This window comes from Oerskovia sp. Root918 (assembly GCF_001428945.1).
In the GTDB taxonomy this organism is placed as follows: Bacteria; Actinomycetota; Actinomycetes; order Actinomycetales; family Cellulomonadaceae; genus Oerskovia; species Oerskovia enterophila.
The window spans coordinates 262890-284024 of sequence record NZ_LMJG01000013.1; the positions used below are offsets into that span (position 1 = coordinate 262890).

Here is a 21135-nt window from a genome sequence, read left to right on the forward strand (position 1 = left end):
TCGACGCTACGCCGCTGGCAGGATCTTGTCGATACCTGTCCCTCCTGCCACTCGTGCACGCCGCGCGGCCGGACCAGGGTGGAGGCATGGACATCCTGGAGCTCGTGATGAGACTGGTCGTGATCGCGGCGCTCGTGGCGCCGCTCGTGGTGATGGCGCTGCGGCGCCCGCCGGCAGGAGGCCGGTTCCCCGCCGGGACGGACGACGGATGGACCCTGCCGCCGGCCGGGCGGGGGGACCCGCGTCGGCAGGTCGACCTGGTCGGTGCGCGGGGTCTTCGGGGGTGAGACCCGGGTCGTGGCGGCCGCCCGGCGTGGCAGGTTGTGCCGAATTGGTGAGGTGCGGGAACATTTGCCCATGGCCTCCCGACGACGTGACCATGTCCCTGCCGTTGCCCTCCTGCTGACCGCTTCCCTGCTGGCTCTCGCTGCGTGCTCGGCGCCTCCGGAACCGGACCCGGCGATCGAGGTCGTCGCTCAGGACGGTGCGTTCGACCCGCTCGCGATCACGCTGACCGGGCTCGGTGCGGGACGCGAGGTGCGCCTGGTCGCGACGACGGAGCTCGACGGGGCGGCGATGTCGTCGCGAGCGACGTTCGTGGCCGACGAGGACGGTCGGGTCGACCTCACGACGACCGCCCCGACCGCGGGGTCGTGGACGACGGTCGACGCGATGGGGCCGTTCTGGTCCATGACGGGTAGCAGCCTCGCTATCGAGGCAGGGCGCGCGGACCACTCGGTGACCCTGTCGTTGAGCGCCGACGGCGAGCCTCTCGCCGAGACGGTCGTCGAGCGGACGGGTTACGGGGCGGACGTCGAGGTCCGCCCCGTGACCGACGACGCCATGGTGGCCGCATACGCTGTGCCGGCCGGGCTCTCGGCTGACGAAGCGTCGCCGGCCGTGCTCGTGTTCAGCGGGTCGGAGGGCGGGCTCGGGAACGCCCGAGCCGACGCCACCTGGCTCGCAGGGCTCGGGTACCCGGCGCTGGCGATCAGCTACTTCAAGAGCCCTGGGCAGCCGACCGAGCTCGCGGAGGTGCCGGTCGAGACCTTCCTCACCGGGCTCGCCTGGTTGCGTGAGCAGCCAGGGGTCGACACCGACCGGGTCTTCACGTTCGGCGTCTCGCGAGGTGGGGAGATGGCCCTGTGGTTGGCGGCCAACCACCCCGACGAGATCCATGGCGCGTTCGCACCGACCGGTGCGGGCAGCCTGTACTGCGGCTACCCGAACTGGAGGGTGTCGGCCTGGACGCTCGACGGGACGGGACTGCCGTGCGCGCCGAGCAGCGTGGTCGGCACACCGCCCGAGACCCAGGTGCCGGTCGAGGCGATCGAGGGCCCGGTCGTGCTGGCCTGCGGGACGGCCGACCCGCAGTGGGACGCATGCGGCCGCCTGCGGGACGTGAGGCCGCGCTTCGACGACCAGGAGCTGGTCACGACGGTCGAGCAGAAGGAAGCCGGGCACTTCCTCGCGGTCGCGCCCTACCTGCCGCTCGGCCTCGACGAGACCGGGGCGACTCCGGCCGCCACGCACCAGGCCCGCGTCGACTTCTGGGACGCGGTCGACGAGGTGCTCGCGGAGGCGAAGCAGTAGTCCTGACCTGGGCGTGAGCGTCCAGATCCGACGTCGCCCGGCACAGCACGACGCCCCGGTCTCCGTGCGGAGACCGGGGCGTCGGTGCGTTCAGCGGTGCGGGGTCAGCGGGCGCCGACCGCCTCCTCCGAGGGGCCGGCGGCAGCGGAGAGCGAGTCGAGCTCGGTCGCCTCCCACTGGGCCTGGCCGAGGCTCGGGATCATGGTCGCGAGCTCGGGACGCCAGGCGGCGAACTGCTGCGGGAAGCAGCGCTCGAGCAGGTCGATCATCGCGGGGACCGCGGTCGAGGCGCCCGGCGAGGCGCCCAGGAGGCCGGCGATCGAGCCGTCTGCGGCCGCGATGACCTCGGTGCCGAACTCGAGCACGCCGCCCTTCTTCGGGTCCTTCTTGATGACCTGGACGCGCTGGCCCGCGGTGATCTTCTCCCAGTCCTTGGGGTGCGCGGTGGGCATGAAGCCCTGGAGCGCCGTGAACTTGGACTCGGGGCTCGCGAGGAGCTGGCCCACCAGGTACTGGGTGAGGTCGATGTTCTTGAGGCCCGCACCGAGCATCGACCCGATGTTGTGGGTCCGCAGCGAGGTGAACAGGTCCAGCAGCGAGCCCTTCTTGAGGTACTTGGGGCTGAACCCGGCGTACGGGCCGAACATCAGGTACGTCTTGCCGTCGACCACGCGGGTGTCGAGGTGCGGGACGGACATGGGCGGCGAGCCGACGTCGGCCTTGCCGTAGACCTTGGCCTGGTGCTGCGCGACGAGCTCCGGGTCGTCCGTCCGCAGGAACTCACCGCTGATGGGGAAGCCGCCGTAGCCCTTGGCCTCCTTGATGCCCGCCTTCTGCAGGAGCGGCAGCGCGCCACCGCCCGCACCGACGAACACGAAGCGCGCGTTGACGGTGCGCGGGGCGGCCTTGGCGTTCCAGGACACGTCCTTGACGGTGACGTCCCAGGTGCCGTCCTTGCGCTTCTTGAGCCGGTTGACCTCGTGCTGGAGGTTCAGCTCGACGCCGTTGGCCGTGAGGTAGGCGAAGAGCTGGGAGGTCAGGGCGCCGAAGTCGACGTCGGTGCCGCTCGTCGCGCGGGTCGCCGCGACGGCCTCGTCGCTGTCCCGGTCGAGGACCAGGAGAGGGGCCCACTGCGCGATGACCGCGGGGTCGTCGGTGAACTCCATCTCGCTGAACAGCGGGTGGGCGCTCAGCGCGGTGAAGCGGCGCTTGAGGTAGTCCACGTTGGCCGCGCCGCGCACGAACGTCATGTGCGGGGTGTGGCTGATGAAGCTCGCGGGCTCGGGCAGGTGGCCGCCGGTGAGCAGGTGGTGCCAGAACTCGCGCGACACCTCGAACTGCTCGTTGATCGCGACCGCCTTGGAGATCTCGACGGTGCCGTCGGCCTTCTCGGGGGTGTAGTTCAGCTCGCAGAGCGCGGCGTGGCCGGTGCCAGCGTTGTTCCACGGGTTGGAGGACTCCTGGGCTACCGCGTCGAGGCGCTCGAAGACCTTGATGGTCCACGAGGGCTCGAGGAGCTTCAGGAGGGCGCCGAGGGTCGCACTCATGATGCCGCCGCCGATGAGGGCTACGTCGATGGTGTTCTGACCCGTTGTCTTCTTAGTCGCCACGCGCTCGATTTTACGCTTGTGAAGGAGTGCACATGGTGTGCGGTCCGTCACGGTCGTGGGTCACACTTTCTCGGGACCAAGGTCCCTCGACAGCCCCTCGAAGGTCCTCACGACGCGCTGATCAGCAGTTTTGACCAGGATCCCTCGTATCTATGGACGAGGATGGTGCGCGAGACCGATCCCGCCCCGGTCGGCCTCGACTCGTCACGTCGCTCCACGTCACACCCCAACGTCCTGTGAGGCCCCCCAGATGAGCACTCCCACCCCCGGTCGCGTCGTGGTGGTCGGCGCCGGCATGGTCGCCCACCGATTCGTGAGCCAGATGATCGCATGCTCGCCCGAGGGGGAGTGGCGGGTGTCCGTCGTCGGCGACGAGGACCGTGCCCCCTACGACCGCGTCCACCTGTCCGAGTTCTTCGGCGGCCGCTCGGCCGACGACCTCACGATGGACCCTGCCGTCTGGGAGGACCCGCGCACCGAGCTGGTCACGGGCGACGCGGTCGCGGCCGTGGACCGCGAGGCGCAGACCGTCACCACACGGTCGGGCCGGGTCCTCGCGTACGACCACCTGGTCCTGGCGACCGGCTCGTGGGCGTGGACGCCGCGGACCGAGGGCACCGATCTGCCGGGGGTCTTCAGCTACCGGACCATGGCCGACGTCCAGGCGCTGCGCGAGTACGTCGAGCTGCGCACCGAGCGGCTGGGGCGCACGCTGCACGGCGTCGTGGTCGGGGGAGGCGTGCTGGGGCTCGAGGCCGCAGCCGCGCTCCAGGGGCTCGGCACGTCCGCGACCGTCGTGGAGTTCGCCGACCGGCTCATGAGCGTCCAGCTCGACGACGCGGGCGGCGAGGCGCTGCGCGTGCTCGTGACGGACCGCGGAATCGACGTGCGGACGTCGACGGGCGCGACGGGGCTCACGGCCGCGGGCGACGGTGCCGTGGGGACCATGGACCTCTCCGACGGGTCGCGCATCCCGGCCGACGTCGTGATCTTCTCGACGGGCATCCGCCCGCGTGACCGCGTGGCGCGCGAGGCGGGCCTGGCGATCGGCGAGCGCGGCGGCGTCGTCGTGGGTGCGGCGTGCCACACCTCGGACCCGACCGTGTGGGCCGCGGGCGAGTGCGCGTCGTTCGAGGACCAGTGCGTGGGCCTGGTCGCGCCCGGCAACGCCATGGCCGACGTCGTGGTGGACCGGCTGCTGGGCGGCAGTGCCACGTACTCCCCGGCCCCCGAGGGGACCAAGCTCAAGGGCGTGGACATCGAGGCTGCGAGCTTCGGCGACGTGTTCGGGCTGACGCCCGGAGCGCTCGAGGTCACGTTCGCGGACCCCGTCGCCCGCACGTATCGCAAGCTCGTCGTCTCGGACGACGCGCGCACGCTGCTCGGCGGGGTCTTCGTGGGGGACGCGGCGCTGTACGCGTCGCTGCGCCCCATGCTGGGGCGCTCGCTGGGCGCGGACCCGTCGGCGTTCCTCGCCCCGGAGGGCGGGGTGCCCGCGCTCGGGGGCGACCTGCCCGACGACGTCGTGGTCTGCTCGTGCGCGAACGTCACGGCCGGGACGGTCCGGGGGGCGGTGACCGAGCACGGCTGCACGAGCGTGGGCGAGGTCAAGGCCTGCACCAAGGCCGGGACGGTGTGCGGGTCGTGCGTGCCGGTGCTCACCAAGATCGTCAACACCGCGCTCGAGGCGAGCGGCGTGATGGTGTCGAAGGCCATGTGCGAGCACTTCTCGATGTCGCGCGCCGAGCTGTTCGCCCTCGTGCGCCAGGACGGGTTGCGGACCTTCACCCAGATCGTCGCGGCGCACGGCACGGGTCGCGGCTGCGTGGTCTGCAAGCCCGTCGTGGCCTCGATCCTCGCGTCGCTGTGGGGCGGGTACATCCTCGACGGGGAGCAGGCCGCGCTCCAGGACACCAACGACCGGGCGCTCGCCAACCTGCAGAAGGACGGCACCTACTCGGTGGTGCCGCGCGTCCCGGCCGGGGAGATCACGCCCGAGAACCTCATCGTGATCGGGCAGGTCGCGAAGGACTTCGGGCTCTACACGCGCGTCACGGGAGCCCAGCGCATCGGGCTGTTCGGGGCGCGGATCGACCAGCTCCCCGAGATCTGGCGCCGCCTGGTCGACGCCGGCATGGAGTCGGGCCAGGCGTACGGCAAGTCGCTGCGAGCAGTGAAGTCGTGCGTCGGTTCCTCGTGGTGTCGGTTCGGGGTCCAGGACTCGGTGGGCATGGCCGTCCGCCTCGAGCTGCGGTACCGCGGGCTGCGCTCGCCGCACAAGTTCAAGGTCGGCGTCTCGGGGTGTGCACGCGAGTGCGCCGAGGCCCGCGGCAAGGACGTGGGGGTGATCGCGACCGAGAAGGGCTGGAACGTGTACGTGGGCGGCAACGGCGGCTTCACCCCGCGGCATGCCGAGCTCCTCGCGGAGGACCTCGACGACGAACGGCTCGTGGCCGTGATCGACCGGTTCCTCGCGTACTACGTGCGGACCGCGGACCGGTTGCAGCGCACGGCTCCCTGGGTCGCGGACTTCCCGGGCGGGATCGTCGAGCTGCGCAAGGTCCTGGTCGAGGACTCGCTCGGCATCGCTGCCGACCTCGAGGCCGAGATCGCGCAGCACGTCGAGTCGTACGTCGACGAGTGGGCCCAGACCCTCGACGACCCGGACCGCCTGTCGCGGTTCGTGTCGTTCGTCAACGCCCCCGACCAGCACGACCCCGACCTCGCCTACGTGGGCGTGCGCGGGCAGGTGCGCCCGGCCCGCCCGGGCGAGCCCTCGGACAACAACCCGGTGATCGCCCGCACGGTGGAGGTTCGCAAGTGAGCGCGACGGCATGGACCACGGTCTGCCCCTTCGAGCGGCTCGTCCCCGAGCGCGGTGTCGCTGCGCTCGTCGAGGGGACCCAGGTCGCGGTCTACCGCCTGGCCGACGACCGCGTGCTCGCGGTCCAGCAGCGTGACCCGTACTCGGGGGCGAACGTGCTCTCGCGCGGGATCGTGGGCTCGGTGGGCGAGACACCGACCATCACGTCCCCCATGTACAAGCAGGTGTGGGACCTGACGACGGGCGAGTGCCTCGACCCGAGCGGCAAGGAGCCCGAGTCGCTGCGGACCTTCGAGGTCGCGGTCGAGGACGGGACGGTCCTGGTCCGGGCGTGAGTCGCACCTAGCGCCGGACGGGGACGCCCGACGGCCACGGACCGAGCGCCGGAAGGTCGACGGTCTCGCCGTGCCGGTGCGCCGTCGGGTCGGTGGCCGTCGCGCGTCCCGCGAGCCACGCGGCGACGTCCGCCGCGCTGCCGGCCACGGTCGTGAGGCCGTCGTCGGTGCTCGTGTTCTCGACGGCGGGCCATACCCCTTCTGGCCCGACGACGGAGCGCGCCCCGTCCTCGTGGCGCACCGTGACCACCGGGCCGGGTAGGCGCGGGCTCAGGAAGTCGAGCAGGTGGTCCGTGAACGCGAGCTCCCACGTCTGCGACGGCGTGAGGCGCAGGGCGGCGCTGACCTCGCCGAGGTCGGTCGCGTGGATACGGGCCTCGCGCCACCAGCAGTCGAGGACGTCGGCGACGGTCCCCTCGCGGTAGGTCACCGGGGCGTCCCACCCCGTGCTGTCCGTGAGGGACCACGCGGCCTCGAGCCTCGCGCCTGCCGCGGTGAGCGCGTCGACGTGCTCGTCCCGGGTGCGGTGCGCGCCCGCCTCGATGCCCGCCGCGCGCCCCTCTGCCCCGCCCTCGTAGACCTCGGCGGTCTCGCCCTGAGCGGCGAGCTCGGCCTGCCGGGCGAGCGCCTCGCCGACCATCGCCACGTGCGACAGCACGTGCCCGACCGTCCACCCGTCGAGGGAGCTCGGGGACCCGAGCGAGTCGTCGTCGAGGTCGTGGGCGGCCTCGATGAGCGCGCGCAGCGCGGCTGCCGCGTCACGCCGGACGGCCGGGAGGTCCTCGCGGCCCGTTGCCGGTGGGGCGTCGAGCGGGCCCGTGCGAGCCGTGTCGACGGCGTGCGGTGCGGTCGTGTCCTGCGTGGTCCCTGTCATGGCCAGAGCAGCCCCTTCTCCCAGTGGTGTCCGGCCGCGCGGTAGCGCAGCCGGGTCTGTCCGCGGTCGTCCGACGCCTGCCAGAACTCGACCGACGTGGGCGCCAGCGCGTACGCGGTCCAGGCGGGTGCGAGGACCGTGGGGTCCTCCTGCACCGCCGCGAGCGTGCCCGCGAAGGCGTCCCAGTACTCCTGCCGCGACGTGAGGTCCTCGCTCTGGTGGCCCACGAGGGCTGCGGCACGCGAACCGTCCGAGCGGGCGAGGAAGTCCGCCGCGCTCGTCGAGGCGTCGGCCGGGAGCGCGGGCCCGACGATCCTGACCTGACGCCCGAGCGCGGGCCACAGGAACGTGAGGGCGGCGTTCGGGTTCTCCGCGAGGTCGTGGCCCTTGGGGCTCGACGAGCTGGTCGCGAACCACCATCCCGACGTGTCGACGTCCTTGAGGATCACGGTGCGCGCCGTCACCCGGCCTGAGGCCCCCGCGGTGGACAACGTCATGGCGTGGGGGAGCGGCACCCCGGCGTCGATCGCCTGCCCGATCCACTCCAGGAACAGCGTCGTGGGGTCCGGCGGCGCCGTGGCCGGGTCGAGCGTCGGCAGCCCGGGGCCGAACGTCGGCAGGGCGCGCAGTCGCTCGCGGAAGGTCGCAGGCGCGGGTTCGGTGCTGCCGCCCGCGCCCCCGGGGCCCTCGGTCCGACCGGCCGTCCGGGCCTGGCCGGGTCCCGCTCCTGCGAGGTCCTGCGACCGGTCGCTCATCGGGTCACCGCGGTGCCGGTCTCGAGCGCCGGTTCGAGCATCGTCACGAATCCCTCGACCGCTGCGGTCAGGGCCGCCGGGTCGTCGAGGGCGCGCGCGAGCACGTACCCGCCCTGGACGATCGCGACCGCCGCGTACGCGCGGTCGTGAGCGACGTCGTCGGGCAGGCCGGTCTCCTCGAAGACCTCCTGGACCCGCGCGACCAGACCCGCGAAGTAGGCGTGGACGGGCGAGCGCAGCTCCTCGTCCGCCATGACCGACCGGTCGCTCGTCAGACGCCCCACCTTGCACCCGGCGAGCGCCGGTCGCGGCCGTTCGAGATAGGCCACGAGCCGTTCCACGGGCGGGCGGTCGGTGTCGGTGAGGTCGCCCTCGACCGAGGCCAGCGCCTCCTGCGCGGTCGCGCTGATCGCGGCGAGCGAGAGATCGTGCTTGGTGGGGAAGTGGTGGTAGAGGCTGCCCTGCCCCACGCCGCTCACCTCCAGGACCTGGCGCGGGCTCGTGCCCTCGACCCCCTGGGCCCAGTAGAGGTCGCGTGCCGCGCGGACCAGGCGTTCGCGGCGGGGAAGGTCGGGATCGCTCATGCCGACACCATACCTACCTCTAGGTATGGTGTCGAGAGATGGGCCGGGGCCAACCCGTGGGCCGGGTTCTTGGAGGAAGCCCACCACCCGCTGCGGTCCCGCCCAACGAGCGGCCGGTCGCCTTGTGGAGGTCGGCCGGGGAGAAGGAGAGCCCAGGCGAGAAGGATCGTGGGTCGTGAACCCGCTCCCCGCTCTCCACACCGACCGCCTCGCGCCGGACCACGACGATCCTCACGATGCCCGCGCACTGTTCGACGTGCTCGTCGCGCAGGGCCTGCGCGACGAGTCACCGACCCGCGCCCAGGCGCTCGCGGTCCTGCGGACGACCGACGACGACCTGCTCGACCTCGTGGCCGCCGCCGGTCGGGTCCGTCGTCACCGGTTCGGCCGACGCGTGCGCCTCAACTACCTGGTCAACCTGAAGTCGGGGCTGTGCCCCGAGGACTGCACGTACTGCTCGCAGCGCCTCGGCTCGACGGCCCAGGTCCTGAAGTACTCGTGGCTGCGCACCGAGGACGCGGTCGCGGCGGCCCGGGCCGGGATCGCGGGCGGAGCGCGTCGCGTCTGCCTCGTCGCGAGCGGACGCGGGCCGAGCGAACGCGACGTGACACGCGTGACCGCGATGGTCGACGGCATCAAGAGCGAGCACCCCGACGTCGAGGTCTGCGCGTGCCTCGGGCTGCTGCGCGACGGGCAGGCCGAGCGGTTGGCCGCGGCAGGCGCCGACGCCTACAACCACAACCTCAACACGTCCGAGGCGACGTACGCCGACATCTGCACGACGCACGAGTACGCGGACCGCGTCGAGACCGTCGAGCGGGCGCGGGGAGCGGGGCTCTCGCCCTGCTCGGGGCTCATCGCGGGCCTGGGCGAGAGCGACGAGGACCTGGTCGACGTGGCCCTCGCGCTGCGCGCCCTCGGCGCGGACTCCGTCCCGGTCAACTTCCTCGTGCCGTTCGAGGGCACCCCGCTCGCGGGAACCTGGGACCTCACGCCCCAGCGGTGCTTGCGCATCCTCGCGATGCTGCGGTTCGTGTGCCCCGCTGCCGAGCTCCGGCTCGCGGCCGGCCGCGAGGTGCACCTGCGCTCGCTCCAGCCGCTCGCGCTGGAGATCGTGAGCTCGATCTTCCTGGGTGACTACCTCACGAGCGAGGGGCAGGCGGCGCAGGCGGACCTCGACCTGCTCGCCGACGGAGGGTTCGTGGTGGAGGGGGCCGACGGTGATGGACGAGCCACGGCACTCCCGGACGAGCACGACACGGCGATCGTGGTGAGCGGCGCCGGTGCTCCGTCGAGCGAGACCGGCGTGACGGTTCGTCGCCGCGGCCCCGGGACGTCCGTCGCCCCCAACGCGTGAGACCCCGCGCCGCCGATGAGTTCGGGGCCCCGCGCCGGTCGAAGGAGGACGGTGTGGCGACGGAGCCACCCGAGAGACGGAGGACCTCCCATGGTCGTAGAACCTGTCCAGCCCGCCCCCGCGGAGTCGCCCGACGACGGTCCCGTCGGAGAGCTCATGACGGACTTCTCGTCCCCCGGCGCAGCCCCCACCTCCTGGGCGGACGCCCTGACCGTGCTCCAGACCGCCGAGATCTTCTGGTTGTCCACGGTCCGCCCGGACGGGCGCCCCCACGTCACGCCGCTCATCACCGTCTGGGCCGATGGTGCGCTCCACTTCTGCACGGGCCGCACCGAGCGCAAGGCGCGCAACCTCGAGGAGAACCCCTGGTGCGTGCTGACCACCGGGACCAACCTCATGGGCCAGGGACTCGACGTCGTGCTCGCCGGAGCCGCTCAGCGCCTCACGGAGGACCATGTGCTCCGACGCCTGGCCGACCGCTGGGCGTGCAAGTACGACTGGCGTTTCGAGGTGCGTGACGGGGCGTTCTGGGACAGCGAGGCGCCCTCGGAGGGCACGCCCTCCGACGAGCGTGCTGCCGGGGAGGCCTTCGTCTTCCAGGTGCGCCCCGTCACCGTCCACGCGTACGGGCGCGGCGAGGACTACACCGCGACCCGGTGGAGGTTCGACGGCGGGGCTAGCGTGGAGGCGTGACGCCCGCTCAACGCCGCGTGCTGCTCGTCGCGATCCTCGCCTCGTTCGTGTCCTTCCTCGACGGGACGGTGGTCAACGTCGCGCTGCCCGCGATCGCGGACGAGCTGGCCGGGGGAGCGCTCGGAGGGCTCGCCCTCCAGCAGTGGGTCGTCGACGCGTACCTCATCACGCTCGGTTCGCTCATCCTCGTGGCCGGCTCCCTGTCCGACGTCCACGGGCGCCGCCGCGTCATGTGGTGGGGGCTCGTCGGGTTCGCGGTGACCTCCGTGCTGTGCGCGCTCGCGCCCACCGGAGTCGTCCTCGTGATCGCGCGCGGGCTCCAGGGCGTCGCGGGCGCGCTGCTCGTGCCGAGCTCGCTCGCGATGATCATCTCGGCGTTCAGCGGCGCGGCGCAGGCCAAGGCGATCGGGACCTGGACGGCCTGGACGGGCACGGCGATGATCGCGGGCCCGCTGCTCGGAGGTGTGCTCGTCGACACGCTCTCGTGGCGCTGGGTGTTCGGCATCAACCTGCTGCCCGTGGCCGTGACCCTGTGGATCCTGCGCGGACTGGAGGAGGGAGACACCGCTACCGGGCGGCGGATCGACGTGCGCGGCGCGGTGCTCGCGGCCGTCGGGCTCGCCGGGCCCGTCTTCGCGCTCATCGAGCACGGGCGGTTCGGGTGGGCCAGCCCCGTCGTGTGGGTGCCGCTCGTCGTCGGGATCGCGGCGCTCGTGGCGTTCCTCGGCTGGGAGCGACGCGCCCCCGACCCCATGCTCCCGCTGTCCTTGTTCTCGGTGCGCAACTTCGCGGCGGGCAACGTCGCGACGGCCGCGATCTACGGGGCGCTCGCGTTCGGCGGGTTCGCCGTGACCCTGTTCGTCCAGCAGGTCGCCGGGTACAGCGCGACCCTCGCGGGCCTGGCCCTGCTGCCCGTGACGCTCCTCATGCTGTTCCTGTCCTCGCGCTTCGGGGCGCTCGCGGGCAGGTACGGGCCGCGCCTGTTCATGACCGTGGGCCCGCTGATCGCGGGCTGCGGTTACCTGCTCATGCTCACGACGACCGCCGAGGCGAGGTACTTCACGCAGCTCCTCCCCGGGATCCTGCTGTTCGGCCTGGGCCTCGCGATCACGGTGGCGCCCCTGACGGCCGCGATCCTCGGCTCCATCCCCGCGGCGGACGCGGGCATCGGGTCGGCCGTCAACAACGCGGTGTCGCGCATCGCGGGCCTCGTGGTCATCGCGTGCGCGGGGATCGTGATCGGTCCCGTGCTCGACGTCGCCGGGTTCCACCGGGCACTGATCGTCACGGCCGCACTGCTCGTCGCGGGCGGTCTCGTGAGCTGGGTAGGCATCCGCAACGAGCAGGTCGTGGCCGCGGGCGGCGTCGCCGACGCTCCGGCCACCTGAGACGCAGTCCGGCCTACTCGACCACGTGCAGCTCGTGCGGCGCGTTGTTGAGGCGGCGGGCGCCGTTGGGCACGTCGTCCGGGAACGCGACCACGATGTCCTCGATGCGCACCCCGAAGTTCCCCGGGAGGTAGATCCCGGGCTCGACCGAGAAGCACATGCCGGAGACGATCGGCTGCTCCTCGCCCTCGATCATGTACGGCGGCTCGTGCGTCGTCAGGCCGATCCCGTGGCCCGTGCGGTGGATGAACTGCTCGCCGTACCCGGCCTCGGTGATGACGGCGCGCGCTGCGCGGTCGACGTCCTGGCAGGTCGCCCCGGGACGTACCGCGTCGACGCCGGCCTGCTGCGCGGCGCGCACGATTTCGAAGACCTCGCGCTGCTGGTCCGTGACATCGCCCCCGACGTGCACCATGCGCGTCATGTCCGAGCCGTAGCCGTCCTTGAGGCCGCCGAAGTCGAGCACGACCATGTCGCCCTCCTGGATGACCCGGTCGCCCGCCTCGTGGTGCGGGTTGGCGCCGTTGGGCCCCGAGCCGACGACCGTGAAGTCGACCTGCGAGTGCCCGTGATCGCGCAGGAAGCCCGCGAGGTCCGCGGCGACGTCGAGCTCTCGGCGTCCGCTGAACCGGATCTCGACGATGTCCGCGAACGTCGCGTCGTTGGCCGCGCCCGCAGCCGCGAGGCGCTCGATCTCGTCGGGCCCCTTGACCGCGCGCAGCATGGGCAGGGCCTGCGTCATCGCGGAGTACGACGAGCCCGGCAGCGTGCGCTGGAGACCCAGCAGGTGCATGGCCCACGCCGAGTCAGAGATCGCGTACCGCCCCGCGGCGTCGAGCAGGCCGGCCGTGACCGCGTACTCGTCGACGCCGTCGGTCCACGGGGTGATGTGCAGGGCTGCGGCGCCGGCCGCGCGGTCCAGGTCCGGCCGTTCCAGGACGGGCACCACGATCGACGCCTCGCCCTCGACCGGCACCACGAGCAACGTGATGCGCTCGGTCATGGCCGTGGGCGTGTACCCCGTGAAGTACGTCATGTCCGGGCCGGGGGTGACGAGCACCCCGGCGAGGCCGGCGTCGCGGGCCTGGGCAGCGGCGCGGTCGATGCGCGCGGCGAAGTCCTGTGCGGTGAACTCCCTCATGGGGTCAGCCTGCCACCGGCAGCGCGGACGCGCCGGACGAGCGGGTCGCGCCGGCGCAGAAGGGGCCCGACGGCGGAGCGCGGCCCGGTCCCCGTCGCCCACCGTGGACGGGGTTCAGGCCTTGCGGTGCTCCGCGACCCCGCGCAGCGCCTCGCGACGCGTCCGGAGCTCCTCGCGGCCCTCGCGCGTGATCTGCGCCCAGTTCCGGTTCTTGGTGATCCGGGCGTGCACCAGGCCGGCCTCGGTGAGGTCGTGCAGGCGTGCCGCGAGGTTGCGCTCCTCGACACCTGTGAGGCGGGCGAGCGCGGGCTGGTCGGCCTCGTCGGCGTCCCCGAGCACCGCGAGCACGCGCAGGTTGTCGGTCGCGGGGTCGCCGATGCTCAGCGCGTCGCCGCCGCTCGCGAGGGTCTGCCGCTCACCGCGGAACGCGAGGCCCGCGACCACGAGGAGGGCCAGGCCGAGGGCGAGACCTCCGACCGCTGTGGGGGCGGACGGGTCGAACAGGGCGTCACCGGTGGTGGTGAGCACGAACGACACCGCCATCGTCGCGATGCCTGCGAGCCACAGGAAGCGGTCCGAGGCCCGCAGCCCCAGGACGGCGAGCCCCATCCCCAGGATCGACGGCACGCCGATCCAGAAGCTGATCGAGGGGAGTAGGAAGGCGATCACGGCACTCAGGACGATCGCGATCCCGTACCCGTCGCTCCCGACCCCTACCCCGGTAGGAAGTCGCAGGACGAACGCCGCCAGGAAGGTCAGCAGGAACGCCGCGACCGGCACGAGCACCATGAGCCACAGCCAGTCGCCCGCGAGCAGGCTCAGCCCCGTGATCACCAGGGTCGCGACCCCTGCTGCGGCGAGCGGGAGCGAGCGGGCGTGCCGTGCGGCGCGGGTCCGCAGGCGTGCGGAGTCGGCTGCGACGAGGGCGGGGACGGTGGCGGGCATGGGCTTCACGGTGCAGCACGGCCGCGCTACGGTCAAACCGTGCGGCCCCCGCGTCGGCCGGTGCGGTCCTGCCGCCTGGACGGACGGCGACCGTTCCGACGCCCCGGGGCGTCGATCCTTGGCGCTCCTGGGACAGGGACGGGGAAGAGGTCCGGGAGCGGTGACGGCAGCCGGGACGCGAGCTTGTCGTCGATCCTGGCCCCGCGAACGGCCTCGGACCACGACGGTTCGGCACGGCACCGGTCGGCGATCTGCTGGTGCAGGTCGGCGCGGTGGTTCAGGACGTCCTCGATCGCACCCGTGCTGACCCGGTCGAGGAAGGCGCCGTCGTCGTCGGTCTCGACACCCAGTGCGATCAGGGCGTCGAGCAGCGGCAGGGGATCGAGGTCGTGGAGGACCCGTTGGCTGACCTCCTCCGAGTCCTCGATGCGGCGGTCTGCCTCGAGCCGTCCAGCGCGTCCGCCTCCGTCGAGGAGGGACCACTCGCGATAGCGGAGCGCGATCCGGTGCGCGGAATGCGCGTCGAGGGGCGCTCTGGGTGATCGACGTCGTCGGGACCGTCCGCAGTTTCGTCGTCGGGCGCGCCGGTCTCGTGGTGCTTCACCTGGACACCTTCGCGGTTGAGTGCGGAGTTCTTGTGCGACACGCCCGGCGAGTCGCACAAGAACTCCGCACTCAGCGGCCGGGCGGCTCAGACCGTGATGACGACCTTGCCGCGCACGTGCCCGGTCCGGCTCGCCTCGTGGGCCTTCGCGGCGTCGGCCAGGTCGTAGACCTCGGCGACGTCGACCGTGAGCTGTCCGGCGTCCGCGAGGCGGGCCAGCTCGGTGAGCCCCTCGACGTCGGGGCGGACCCAGACGTAGTGTCCGCCGAGCTCGTCGCGGGCCGCGGCGTCGACGACCGAGGCGACCGTGCCGCCCTCGCGCAGGACGTCGGGCGTGGTGGCCAGGGCCTCGCCGCCGATGTAGTCGAGGACGACGTCCACGCCGTCGGGCGCGAGGGAACGTACGCGCTCGGCGAGGCCGTCGCCGTACGTCACGGGCTCGGCGCCCAGCGACCGCAGGTACTCGTGGTTGCGCTCGGACGCGGTGCCGATCACGCGCGCCCCGCGCGCGACCGCGATCTGGACGGCCATCGACCCGACGCCGCCCGCGGCCGCGTGCACGAGCACCGTCTGGCCGCTCGTCACCCCGGCGCGGTCGATCGTCTGCAGGGCCGTGAGCCCGGCGAGCGGCGCGCCCGCGGCCTGCTCCCACGTCCAGGACGCGGGCTTGCGGGCCAGCGTGCGGACCGGGGCCGCGACGAGCTCGGCCGTGGTGCCTCCGGAGACCACGTCCTTGCGGACGTAGCCGAAGACCTCGTCGCCGACCGAGAGCTCGGGCGTGTCCAGGCCGACGCGCTCGACGACGCCCGCGACGTCCCAGCCCGGCACCACGGGGAACGTGGTGTCCATGATCGCGTCGAGGTAGCCCTCGCGGACCTTCCAGTCCACGGGGTTCACGCTCGTGGCCTTGACCCGGACCAGAACGGTGTCCGGTCCGACCTTGGGCGTGGGGAGCTCGCTGAGCTCGAGGACGTCGGCTCCGCCGAAGCGGGAGTAGGTGATCGCTCGCATGCAGGCGGCAACGGGCGACGGTGCCGAGGCATTCCCCGACGCCGCCGCCCGTCGCGTCCCGGCAGGTCAGCCCTGAATCGTGCTGGGGTCCATGTACATGACCTCCCACAGGTGGCCGTCGAGGTCCGAGAAGCTGCGCGAGTACATGAAGCCCTCGTCCTGCGGCGGGTTGGTCTGCGCCCCGCCCGCGGCGAGCGCGCGGTCGGCGAGGTCGTCGACACCCGTGCGGGACTCGGCGCTGATCGCGTTGATCGCCTCGGTCGCGCCCTGCGCGTCGACGATCGCCTTGGGCGTGAACCGGCGGAAGAACTCGTGGGTCAGGAGCATCACGTAGATCGTGTCGCTGATGACCACGCACGACGCGTTCTCGTCGGTGAACTGCTCGTTGATCGAGAAGCCGAGCTGCGTGTAGAACGCCTTGGACTTCTCGAGGTCTGCCACGGGCAGGTTGACGAAGATCTGGGTTCCGGCCATGACGTTCTCCTTCGGACGTGCCGCCGGGTGCTGCTCCGGTCGGCGAGGACAGGGTGTCGTCGGTGTAGACCGGGCACCCCCCGAGAACTCATCGGTGCTCCTCGGAACCCCTGGCGCCGAGGTAGAGGGGATACGTCGAGGTAGAGGGTCGCAGCCCTCCACCTCGACGCGAGCCCTCTATCTCGGCGGACGCGTCAGACCAGGACCTCGCCGTCGCGGGCCACGACCTGGCCGGCCGCGACGACGAGCGCACGGGCCGGCGCGCGGACCACGGCGTCCTGGGTGTTCTCGGCGTCGACCAGCACGACGTCGGCCCGCGACCCGACGACCAGGTCGTGGACGTCGTGGCCCACGAAGAAGCCCGCGTCGCTCGTCGCGAGCCGGGCCGCGCGGACCAGGTCCTCGTCGTAGCGGAAGCGTGCGAGCTGGGCCAGGCGCGTGGTGAGCGCGAGCAGGTCGCCCGTCCCGTAGGGGGCCCACAGGTCGCGGATGCCGTCGGTGCCCAGGCCCACGCGCACGCCGTGCTCGCGCAGCAGGTCGAGCGGGAGCGGGGTGGCGCCGATCGGGGCGACGGTCGTCATGCTGATGCCCGCGTCGCCCATGGCCTCGACGAGGTCGGCCATGCGGGTCGCGGGCAGCTGCCCGACCGCGAAGCCGTGCGCCACGTTGACCTTGCCCTGGAGCCCGGCGCGGATCGTGCGGTCGATCATGAGCTCGATCTGGAACGCGCCCAGCTCGCCGCCGTCGTGCAGGTGGACGTCGACCCCCACGCCGCGCCGCTCGGCGATCTCGAACAGCCCGTCGAGCTGGGTCACGGGGTCGCGGTCGATCGAGGCGGGGTCGAGACCGCCGATGTGCTCGGCCCCCGCGGCAGCCGCGGCGTCGAGCAGCTCGAGCACGCCGGGCCGGCGCAGGACGCCGTCCTGGGGGAACGCGACGATCTCGGCGTCGACCGCGCCGCCCAGCACGAACAGCGACTCACGGACCACGTCGATGCCGCGCAGCCCGAGGCCCAGGTCGACGTCGACGTGGGTGCGGATCGCCGTCGTGCCGTGGCGCAGGAACTCGCGCAGGACCGCGACCGTGACGTCGACGCCGGGGATGCCGAGCTCGTCGCGGTGCTCGCGCTCGTGCGCGATGCGCCCCTGCGTGGTGGCCTCGCCGCCGTAGCTGACCCAGGGCTTGCCCCACCAGCTCTTGTCGACGTGCGCGTGCGCGTTGACGAACCCGGGCAGGGCGAGGAGGCCGCGCCCGTCGACCTCACCCGGGACGGCGGTCGTGCTGCCCGACGGCGCCTCGGCGGCCGGGACGTGGGGCGTCACCTGGGTGATGCGCCCGTCCGCGACGTGGAGGTCGACGGCGTCGCCGCCCCAGGGGCGGACGTTGCGCAGCACGGACACGGCGACCTGCGGCGTGGTGGAGAACGGGGGCATGAGAGGTCCTTCCTCGGGCGGTGCTCGGCGATCGCAGGCCGGCCCACCCCCCGGAGCAGCCTGCGCTCAAACGGTATACCATTTTTGGAGAGGCTGACCGGGAAGAATGGTGGGATGAGCCCAGCGGAGCAGTTCGAGCCCGAGGCCGAGCGCGTCGCCCGGATCGTGCGCGAGCAGATCATCGACGGCGAGCGGGCCCCGGGGGACAAGCTCGTCGAGCGCGACCTCGCGACCGAGCTCGGCGTGAGCCGCGTCCCGGTGCGCGACGCGCTCAAGACGCTCATCGCCGAGGGGCTCGTGACCCCGCGCCCCCGCACCTGGGCGGTCGTGCGTACCTTCACCGAAGCCGACGTCGAGGACCTCATCGAGGTGCGCTCCGCGATCGAGACCCTGACGTTCCGCCTCGCGGCCGAGCGCAGGACCCCCGAGCGTCTCGTCGAGCTCGAGGCCGCGCTCGACCGTGAGGAGCGCGCCGCGCGGGAGGGCGACGCGACGGCCGCCCACCGGGCAGGCGCCGACTTCCACGAGCTCGTCGCGACCACGGCCGCGAGCCCCCTGCTCGACGAGATCGGCGCGATCACCGCGAGCCGGCTGCGCTGGTTGCTCGGGCAGCACGTCGACCTCCAGGAGATGGTCGACGAGCACCGTGCGCTCCTGGCCGCGATCCGCGCGGGCGACGGGCAGGAGGCGGCGCGGCTCGCCGTCGGGCACCTGCGGACCAGCCGCGACGCGGCGCGCGCGCGGCTCGCCCAGCGCGGCGGGGTCGCGCGACGGGACGCACCGCAGGACTGAGGGCTCAGCCCTCCCGGCGCACGTCCTCGGGCGACTTGTCCGGGCGCCAGCCGCGCCAGACCGCGTGCCGCAGCTTGCCGTCGCCCTCGGGGGCGCTCGTCCAGTCCGCGTAGTCGACCTCGCCGACCAGGTGCGGCGTGACCCAGCGGGCGTCCGAGGCGTCCGCGGCCGGCACGTCGAGAGCAGGGTTCGTGACCCGTGCGATCCGGCCGAGCCGGGTCACGAGGTCGCGCCGGTCCTTCTCGGTGAAGCCCGACCCGACGCGGCCCACGTAGCGCAGCCCCTCGTCGTCGGGCACCGCGAGCAGCAACGAGCCCACGAGGTGCGACCTGTCCCCGTGCCCCGGACGCCAGCCGATCACCACGACCTCCTGGGTGTGCGAGTGCTTGACCTTGATCCAGCTCCGCGAGCGCCGCCCTGCCGTGTAGGTGCTCGTGCGCCGCTTGGCGACCACACCCTCGAGGCCGAGCTGCCTGCTCGTCGCGACGGCCCCCGCGAGGTCGCCGTCGAACGCGGGCGGCACGTGCACGATCCCCGACCCGTCGACCAGGTCCTCGAGGATCTCGCGCCGCTCGTCGTACGTTCGCCTGACGAGCGAGCGCCCTCGGACGGACAGGGCGTCGAACAGCATGAGCTCGACCCCGACCTTGGCGCGGGCCGCCGCGACGTCACCCGCCTTGGTGAGGTTCGCGCGCTGCTGCAGGCGGCGGAAGCTCGGCCGCCCGCGCGCGTCGAGCGCCACGATCTCGCCGTCCAGGACCACGGGCAGGTCCGCGGCAGGGACGCGGGCCGCGAGGTCCTGGAGCTCGGGGTAGGTCAGGGTCATGTCCTTGCCGCTGCGGCTCACGAGGCGGACCGAGGCGTCGTCGGCTGCGCCCGTGACCTGCGCGATCACGCGGAACCCGTCCCACTTCATCTCGTAGGCCCAGTCGTCGGGGTCGCCCTCGGCGGTCAGCGTCTCGACCGTCCCGGCGGTCGCGAGCATGGGGCGGGGCAGGGCGGGCCCGGCGGGCTCGTCGTCGGGCCCCGCGGGGCGGAGTGTCGCGCTGCCGTGCCCAGCTCGCTTCGGGGGGTGCGCCTCGTCGCGCGGGGCCATGAGATGGATGAGCCAGCTGTTCTCCTCGGCTCTGCTCGCACTGCCCGACGAGCTGCGCTCCTGATGACCTCCCGTGTGGATGAGCGCGAGCCTCCGCGTGCCGTGCTGCTCGCCGTGCAGCGTGACGATGACCTCCTCGTCGTCGCGCCACTTCTCGAGCTCGTACGTGCCCGCGTCCCAGATGGTCACCTCCCCTCCGCCGTACTCGCCCGCGGGGATCGTCCCTTCGAACGAGCCGTACGCGAGCGGGTGGTCCTCGGTCTGGACCGCGAGGTGGTTCTGCTTCGTGTCGGTCGGCTCGCCGCGCGGCAGAGCCCAGCTCACGAGCACTCCGTCGTGCTCCAGGCGGAAGTCCCAGTGCAGGCGGCGTGCGTGATGCTCCTGGATGACGAAGCTGTTGCCCCCTGGCGACCCGTCGGCCGGCTCTGCGGTGCCCGGGACGGGCTCGGGGGTCCGGGAGGCGTCGCGCTTGGCGCGGTAGGTCTCGAGGCGGTCGCGCCGGGGAGCGGCGTCGGCCTCGCCGCCTTGCTCGGCCTCGCCGCTGCTCCCGCGCGTGCTGCCCGACGGCGTCGCCCCCTTGCGCGCGAACGTCGCCATGCGCTCGGGCGTGGGTTCGAGCGAGGCCAGGTGGCCCGCGGTGAGGGCCGCGAGGGGGTCGCCGATCGTCCGCACCCGCTCGACGACCTCGTCCTTGTCGAGGTGTGCGAGGTCGGGGTCGTCGAGCTCGTCCCACGTGCGCGGTGCCGCGACCGTGGGGTGGGCGCGGCCCCGCAGCGAGTAGGGCGCGATGGTGGTCTTGTTGCCGTTGTTCTGGCTCCAGTCGACGAGCACCTTGCCGCCGCGCAGCGCCTTCTTCATGTCGCTCACGACGAGGTCCGGGTGCTCGGCCTCGAGGTAGCGGGCGAGCTCGTGCGCGACCGCGCTGACCTCGTCGGTGGTCTGGTGCCCGTCGAGCGCCGCGTACAGGTGGATGCCCTTGGAGCCGCTCGTCACGGGCAGGGGGTTCAGGCCCATGCCGCGCAGCACGTCACGGGCCAGGCGGGCGACCTCGGCGCACTCGGGCAGGCCCGCGCCCTCACCGGGGTCGAGGTCGAGGACCAGGCGGTCGGGGTTCTTCTGGACCCCTGTCCGGCCGAACTGCCACTGCGGCACGTGGATCTCCAGGGCGGCGATCTGCCCGAGCCACGTGAGGGTCGCGAGGTCGTTGACGAGCGGGTACGCGTTGGTGCTGTGCTTGTGCTGGATCGTGCGGCGCCGGACCCACGTGGGGGTTCCCGCGTCGAGGTTCTTCTGGAAGAACACGGGCCCCTCGACACCGTTGGGCCAGCGTTTGCGCGTCGCCGGCCTGTTCGAGGCGTGGGGGAGCAGGACGTCGGCGACCGCCGCGAGGTAGGCCAGGACCTCGCCCTTGGTCGTGCCCGTGGCGGGGTACAGGACCTTGTCCAGGTTGGTGAGCTTGAGGCGATGACCGCCGACGCTCACGGTCTGCGCCGCCGTCGAGGAGGCCATGGGTCCATGGTTGCCCGGGGCGGGTGGTCGCGCTCGGTGGGGGGCGTCGGTCGGTGGGCGGGAAGCGAGCGATTGACGGGCACCGGGGACTCGACGAGCATGTGACCCGCACCACTT

General features: G+C 72.8%; 19 protein-coding genes. 9 read left to right on the top strand and 10 right to left on the bottom strand.

Annotated features, from left to right (window positions below; genetic code table 11):
• The first annotated feature begins 86 nt into the window (after nucleotides 1–86).
• Both ASE27_RS12365 and ASE27_RS12370 read left to right on the top strand, forming a co-directional pair.
• The gene (locus tag ASE27_RS12365; protein WP_056650612.1) at nucleotides 87–287 is read left to right on the top strand and encodes a hypothetical protein; all 201 of its coding nucleotides are present in this window, start codon (nucleotides 87–89) and stop codon (nucleotides 285–287) included.
• Nucleotides 288–357: 70 nt separating this feature from the next.
• A complete protein-coding gene (locus tag ASE27_RS12370; protein ID WP_056650615.1) occupies nucleotides 358–1593 on the top strand; it encodes an acyl-CoA thioesterase/bile acid-CoA:amino acid N-acyltransferase family protein in 1236 nt (411 codons plus the stop codon).
• 104 nt (nucleotides 1594–1697) lie between these two features.
• Here ASE27_RS12370 and mqo read toward each other — a convergent pair whose 3' ends face one another.
• Nucleotides 1698–3212 carry a malate dehydrogenase (quinone) gene (mqo, locus tag ASE27_RS12375; RefSeq protein ID WP_255354314.1) on the bottom strand — a complete coding sequence of 505 codons (1515 nt, stop codon included), beginning with the start codon at nucleotides 3210–3212 and terminating at the stop codon, nucleotides 1698–1700.
• A 241-nt stretch (nucleotides 3213–3453) separates the two neighbouring features.
• On the opposite strand from mqo, the gene nirB reads away from it, so the two are divergent.
• Together nirB and nirD are read left to right on the top strand one after the other, a co-directional pair.
• Nucleotides 3454–6027: a nitrite reductase large subunit NirB gene (gene nirB, locus ASE27_RS12380; protein WP_056650624.1), complete on the top strand. Its 2574-nt coding sequence runs from the start codon at nucleotides 3454–3456 to the stop codon at nucleotides 6025–6027.
• A complete protein-coding gene (nirD, locus tag ASE27_RS12385; protein WP_056650626.1) occupies nucleotides 6024–6362 on the top strand; it encodes a nitrite reductase small subunit NirD in 339 nt (112 codons plus the stop codon). Before nirB ends, nirD begins: the two co-directional genes overlap by 4 nt.
• A 7-nt stretch (nucleotides 6363–6369) precedes the next feature.
• Here nirD and ASE27_RS12390 read toward each other — a convergent pair whose 3' ends face one another.
• From ASE27_RS12390 to ASE27_RS12400, 3 genes are read right to left on the bottom strand one after another with little or no spacing between them, the layout of a single operon-like run.
• Nucleotides 6370–7236, bottom strand: coding sequence for a maleylpyruvate isomerase family mycothiol-dependent enzyme (locus ASE27_RS12390; RefSeq protein ID WP_056650629.1), 867 nt, complete (start codon nucleotides 7234–7236; stop codon nucleotides 6370–6372).
• Nucleotides 7233–7991 carry a pyridoxal 5'-phosphate synthase gene (locus ASE27_RS12395; RefSeq protein WP_056650631.1) on the bottom strand — a complete coding sequence of 253 codons (759 nt, stop codon included), beginning with the start codon at nucleotides 7989–7991 and terminating at the stop codon, nucleotides 7233–7235. Before ASE27_RS12395 ends, ASE27_RS12390 begins: the two co-directional genes overlap by 4 nt.
• The gene (locus ASE27_RS12400; protein ID WP_056650635.1) at nucleotides 7988–8575 is read right to left on the bottom strand and encodes a TetR/AcrR family transcriptional regulator; all 588 of its coding nucleotides are present in this window, start codon (nucleotides 8573–8575) and stop codon (nucleotides 7988–7990) included. Before ASE27_RS12400 ends, ASE27_RS12395 begins: the two co-directional genes overlap by 4 nt.
• Nucleotides 8576–8750: 175 nt before the next feature.
• Between ASE27_RS12400 and bioB the strand changes: the two genes are divergently transcribed.
• The 3 genes from bioB (at nucleotide 8751) to ASE27_RS12415 (ending at nucleotide 12013) form a co-directional block, all read left to right on the top strand.
• The gene (bioB, locus tag ASE27_RS12405; protein WP_369819015.1) at nucleotides 8751–9932 is read left to right on the top strand and encodes a biotin synthase BioB; all 1182 of its coding nucleotides are present in this window, start codon (nucleotides 8751–8753) and stop codon (nucleotides 9930–9932) included.
• Nucleotides 9933–10022: 90 nt separating this feature from the next.
• Nucleotides 10023–10625, top strand: coding sequence for a pyridoxamine 5'-phosphate oxidase family protein (locus tag ASE27_RS12410; RefSeq protein WP_056650638.1), 603 nt, complete (start codon nucleotides 10023–10025; stop codon nucleotides 10623–10625).
• Nucleotides 10622–12013, top strand: coding sequence for an MFS transporter (locus ASE27_RS12415; protein WP_056650641.1), 1392 nt, complete (start codon nucleotides 10622–10624; stop codon nucleotides 12011–12013). The genes ASE27_RS12410 and ASE27_RS12415 overlap by 4 nt, the downstream gene beginning before the upstream one ends.
• Nucleotides 12014–12026: 13 nt before the next feature.
• Here ASE27_RS12415 and ASE27_RS12420 read toward each other — a convergent pair whose 3' ends face one another.
• Both ASE27_RS12420 and ASE27_RS12425 read right to left on the bottom strand, forming a co-directional pair.
• Nucleotides 12027–13154 (bottom strand): aminopeptidase P family protein, encoded by a 1128-nt coding sequence (locus tag ASE27_RS12420; RefSeq protein WP_056650644.1) that lies wholly within the window; start codon nucleotides 13152–13154, stop codon nucleotides 12027–12029.
• Between the two features lie 114 nt (nucleotides 13155–13268).
• Nucleotides 13269–14099, bottom strand: coding sequence for a hypothetical protein (locus tag ASE27_RS12425; RefSeq protein WP_056650647.1), 831 nt, complete (start codon nucleotides 14097–14099; stop codon nucleotides 13269–13271).
• Between the two features lie 272 nt (nucleotides 14100–14371).
• Between ASE27_RS12425 and ASE27_RS12430 the strand changes: the two genes are divergently transcribed.
• On the top strand, nucleotides 14372–14641 hold the full coding sequence (locus ASE27_RS12430) for a hypothetical protein (RefSeq protein WP_157257586.1): 270 nt from the start codon (nucleotides 14372–14374) through the stop codon (nucleotides 14639–14641).
• A 149-nt stretch (nucleotides 14642–14790) separates the two neighbouring features.
• On the opposite strand, the gene ASE27_RS12435 is transcribed toward ASE27_RS12430, so the two are convergent.
• The 3 genes from ASE27_RS12435 to ASE27_RS12445 all read right to left on the bottom strand — a co-directional run bounded on the left by ASE27_RS12435 (nucleotide 14791) and on the right by ASE27_RS12445 (nucleotide 17621).
• Nucleotides 14791–15714, bottom strand: a complete 924-nt coding sequence (locus ASE27_RS12435) for an NADP-dependent oxidoreductase (protein ID WP_056650652.1) — start codon at nucleotides 15712–15714, stop codon at nucleotides 14791–14793.
• A 66-nt stretch (nucleotides 15715–15780) separates the two neighbouring features.
• A complete protein-coding gene (locus tag ASE27_RS12440; RefSeq protein WP_056650656.1) occupies nucleotides 15781–16188 on the bottom strand; it encodes a VOC family protein in 408 nt (135 codons plus the stop codon).
• Nucleotides 16189–16382: 194 nt separating this feature from the next.
• Nucleotides 16383–17621, bottom strand: a complete 1239-nt coding sequence (locus ASE27_RS12445) for an amidohydrolase (protein ID WP_056650664.1) — start codon at nucleotides 17619–17621, stop codon at nucleotides 16383–16385.
• Nucleotides 17622–17735: 114 nt separating this feature from the next.
• On the opposite strand from ASE27_RS12445, the gene ASE27_RS12450 reads away from it, so the two are divergent.
• A complete protein-coding gene (locus ASE27_RS12450) occupies nucleotides 17736–18413 on the top strand; it encodes a GntR family transcriptional regulator (RefSeq protein ID WP_056650666.1) in 678 nt (225 codons plus the stop codon).
• Between the two features lie 4 nt (nucleotides 18414–18417).
• Here the strand turns inward: ASE27_RS12450 and ASE27_RS12455 are convergent, their stop codons facing one another.
• Nucleotides 18418–21018 carry an ATP-dependent DNA ligase gene (locus ASE27_RS12455; RefSeq protein WP_056650671.1) on the bottom strand — a complete coding sequence of 867 codons (2601 nt, stop codon included), beginning with the start codon at nucleotides 21016–21018 and terminating at the stop codon, nucleotides 18418–18420.
• Between the last annotated feature and the right edge of the window lie 117 nt (nucleotides 21019–21135).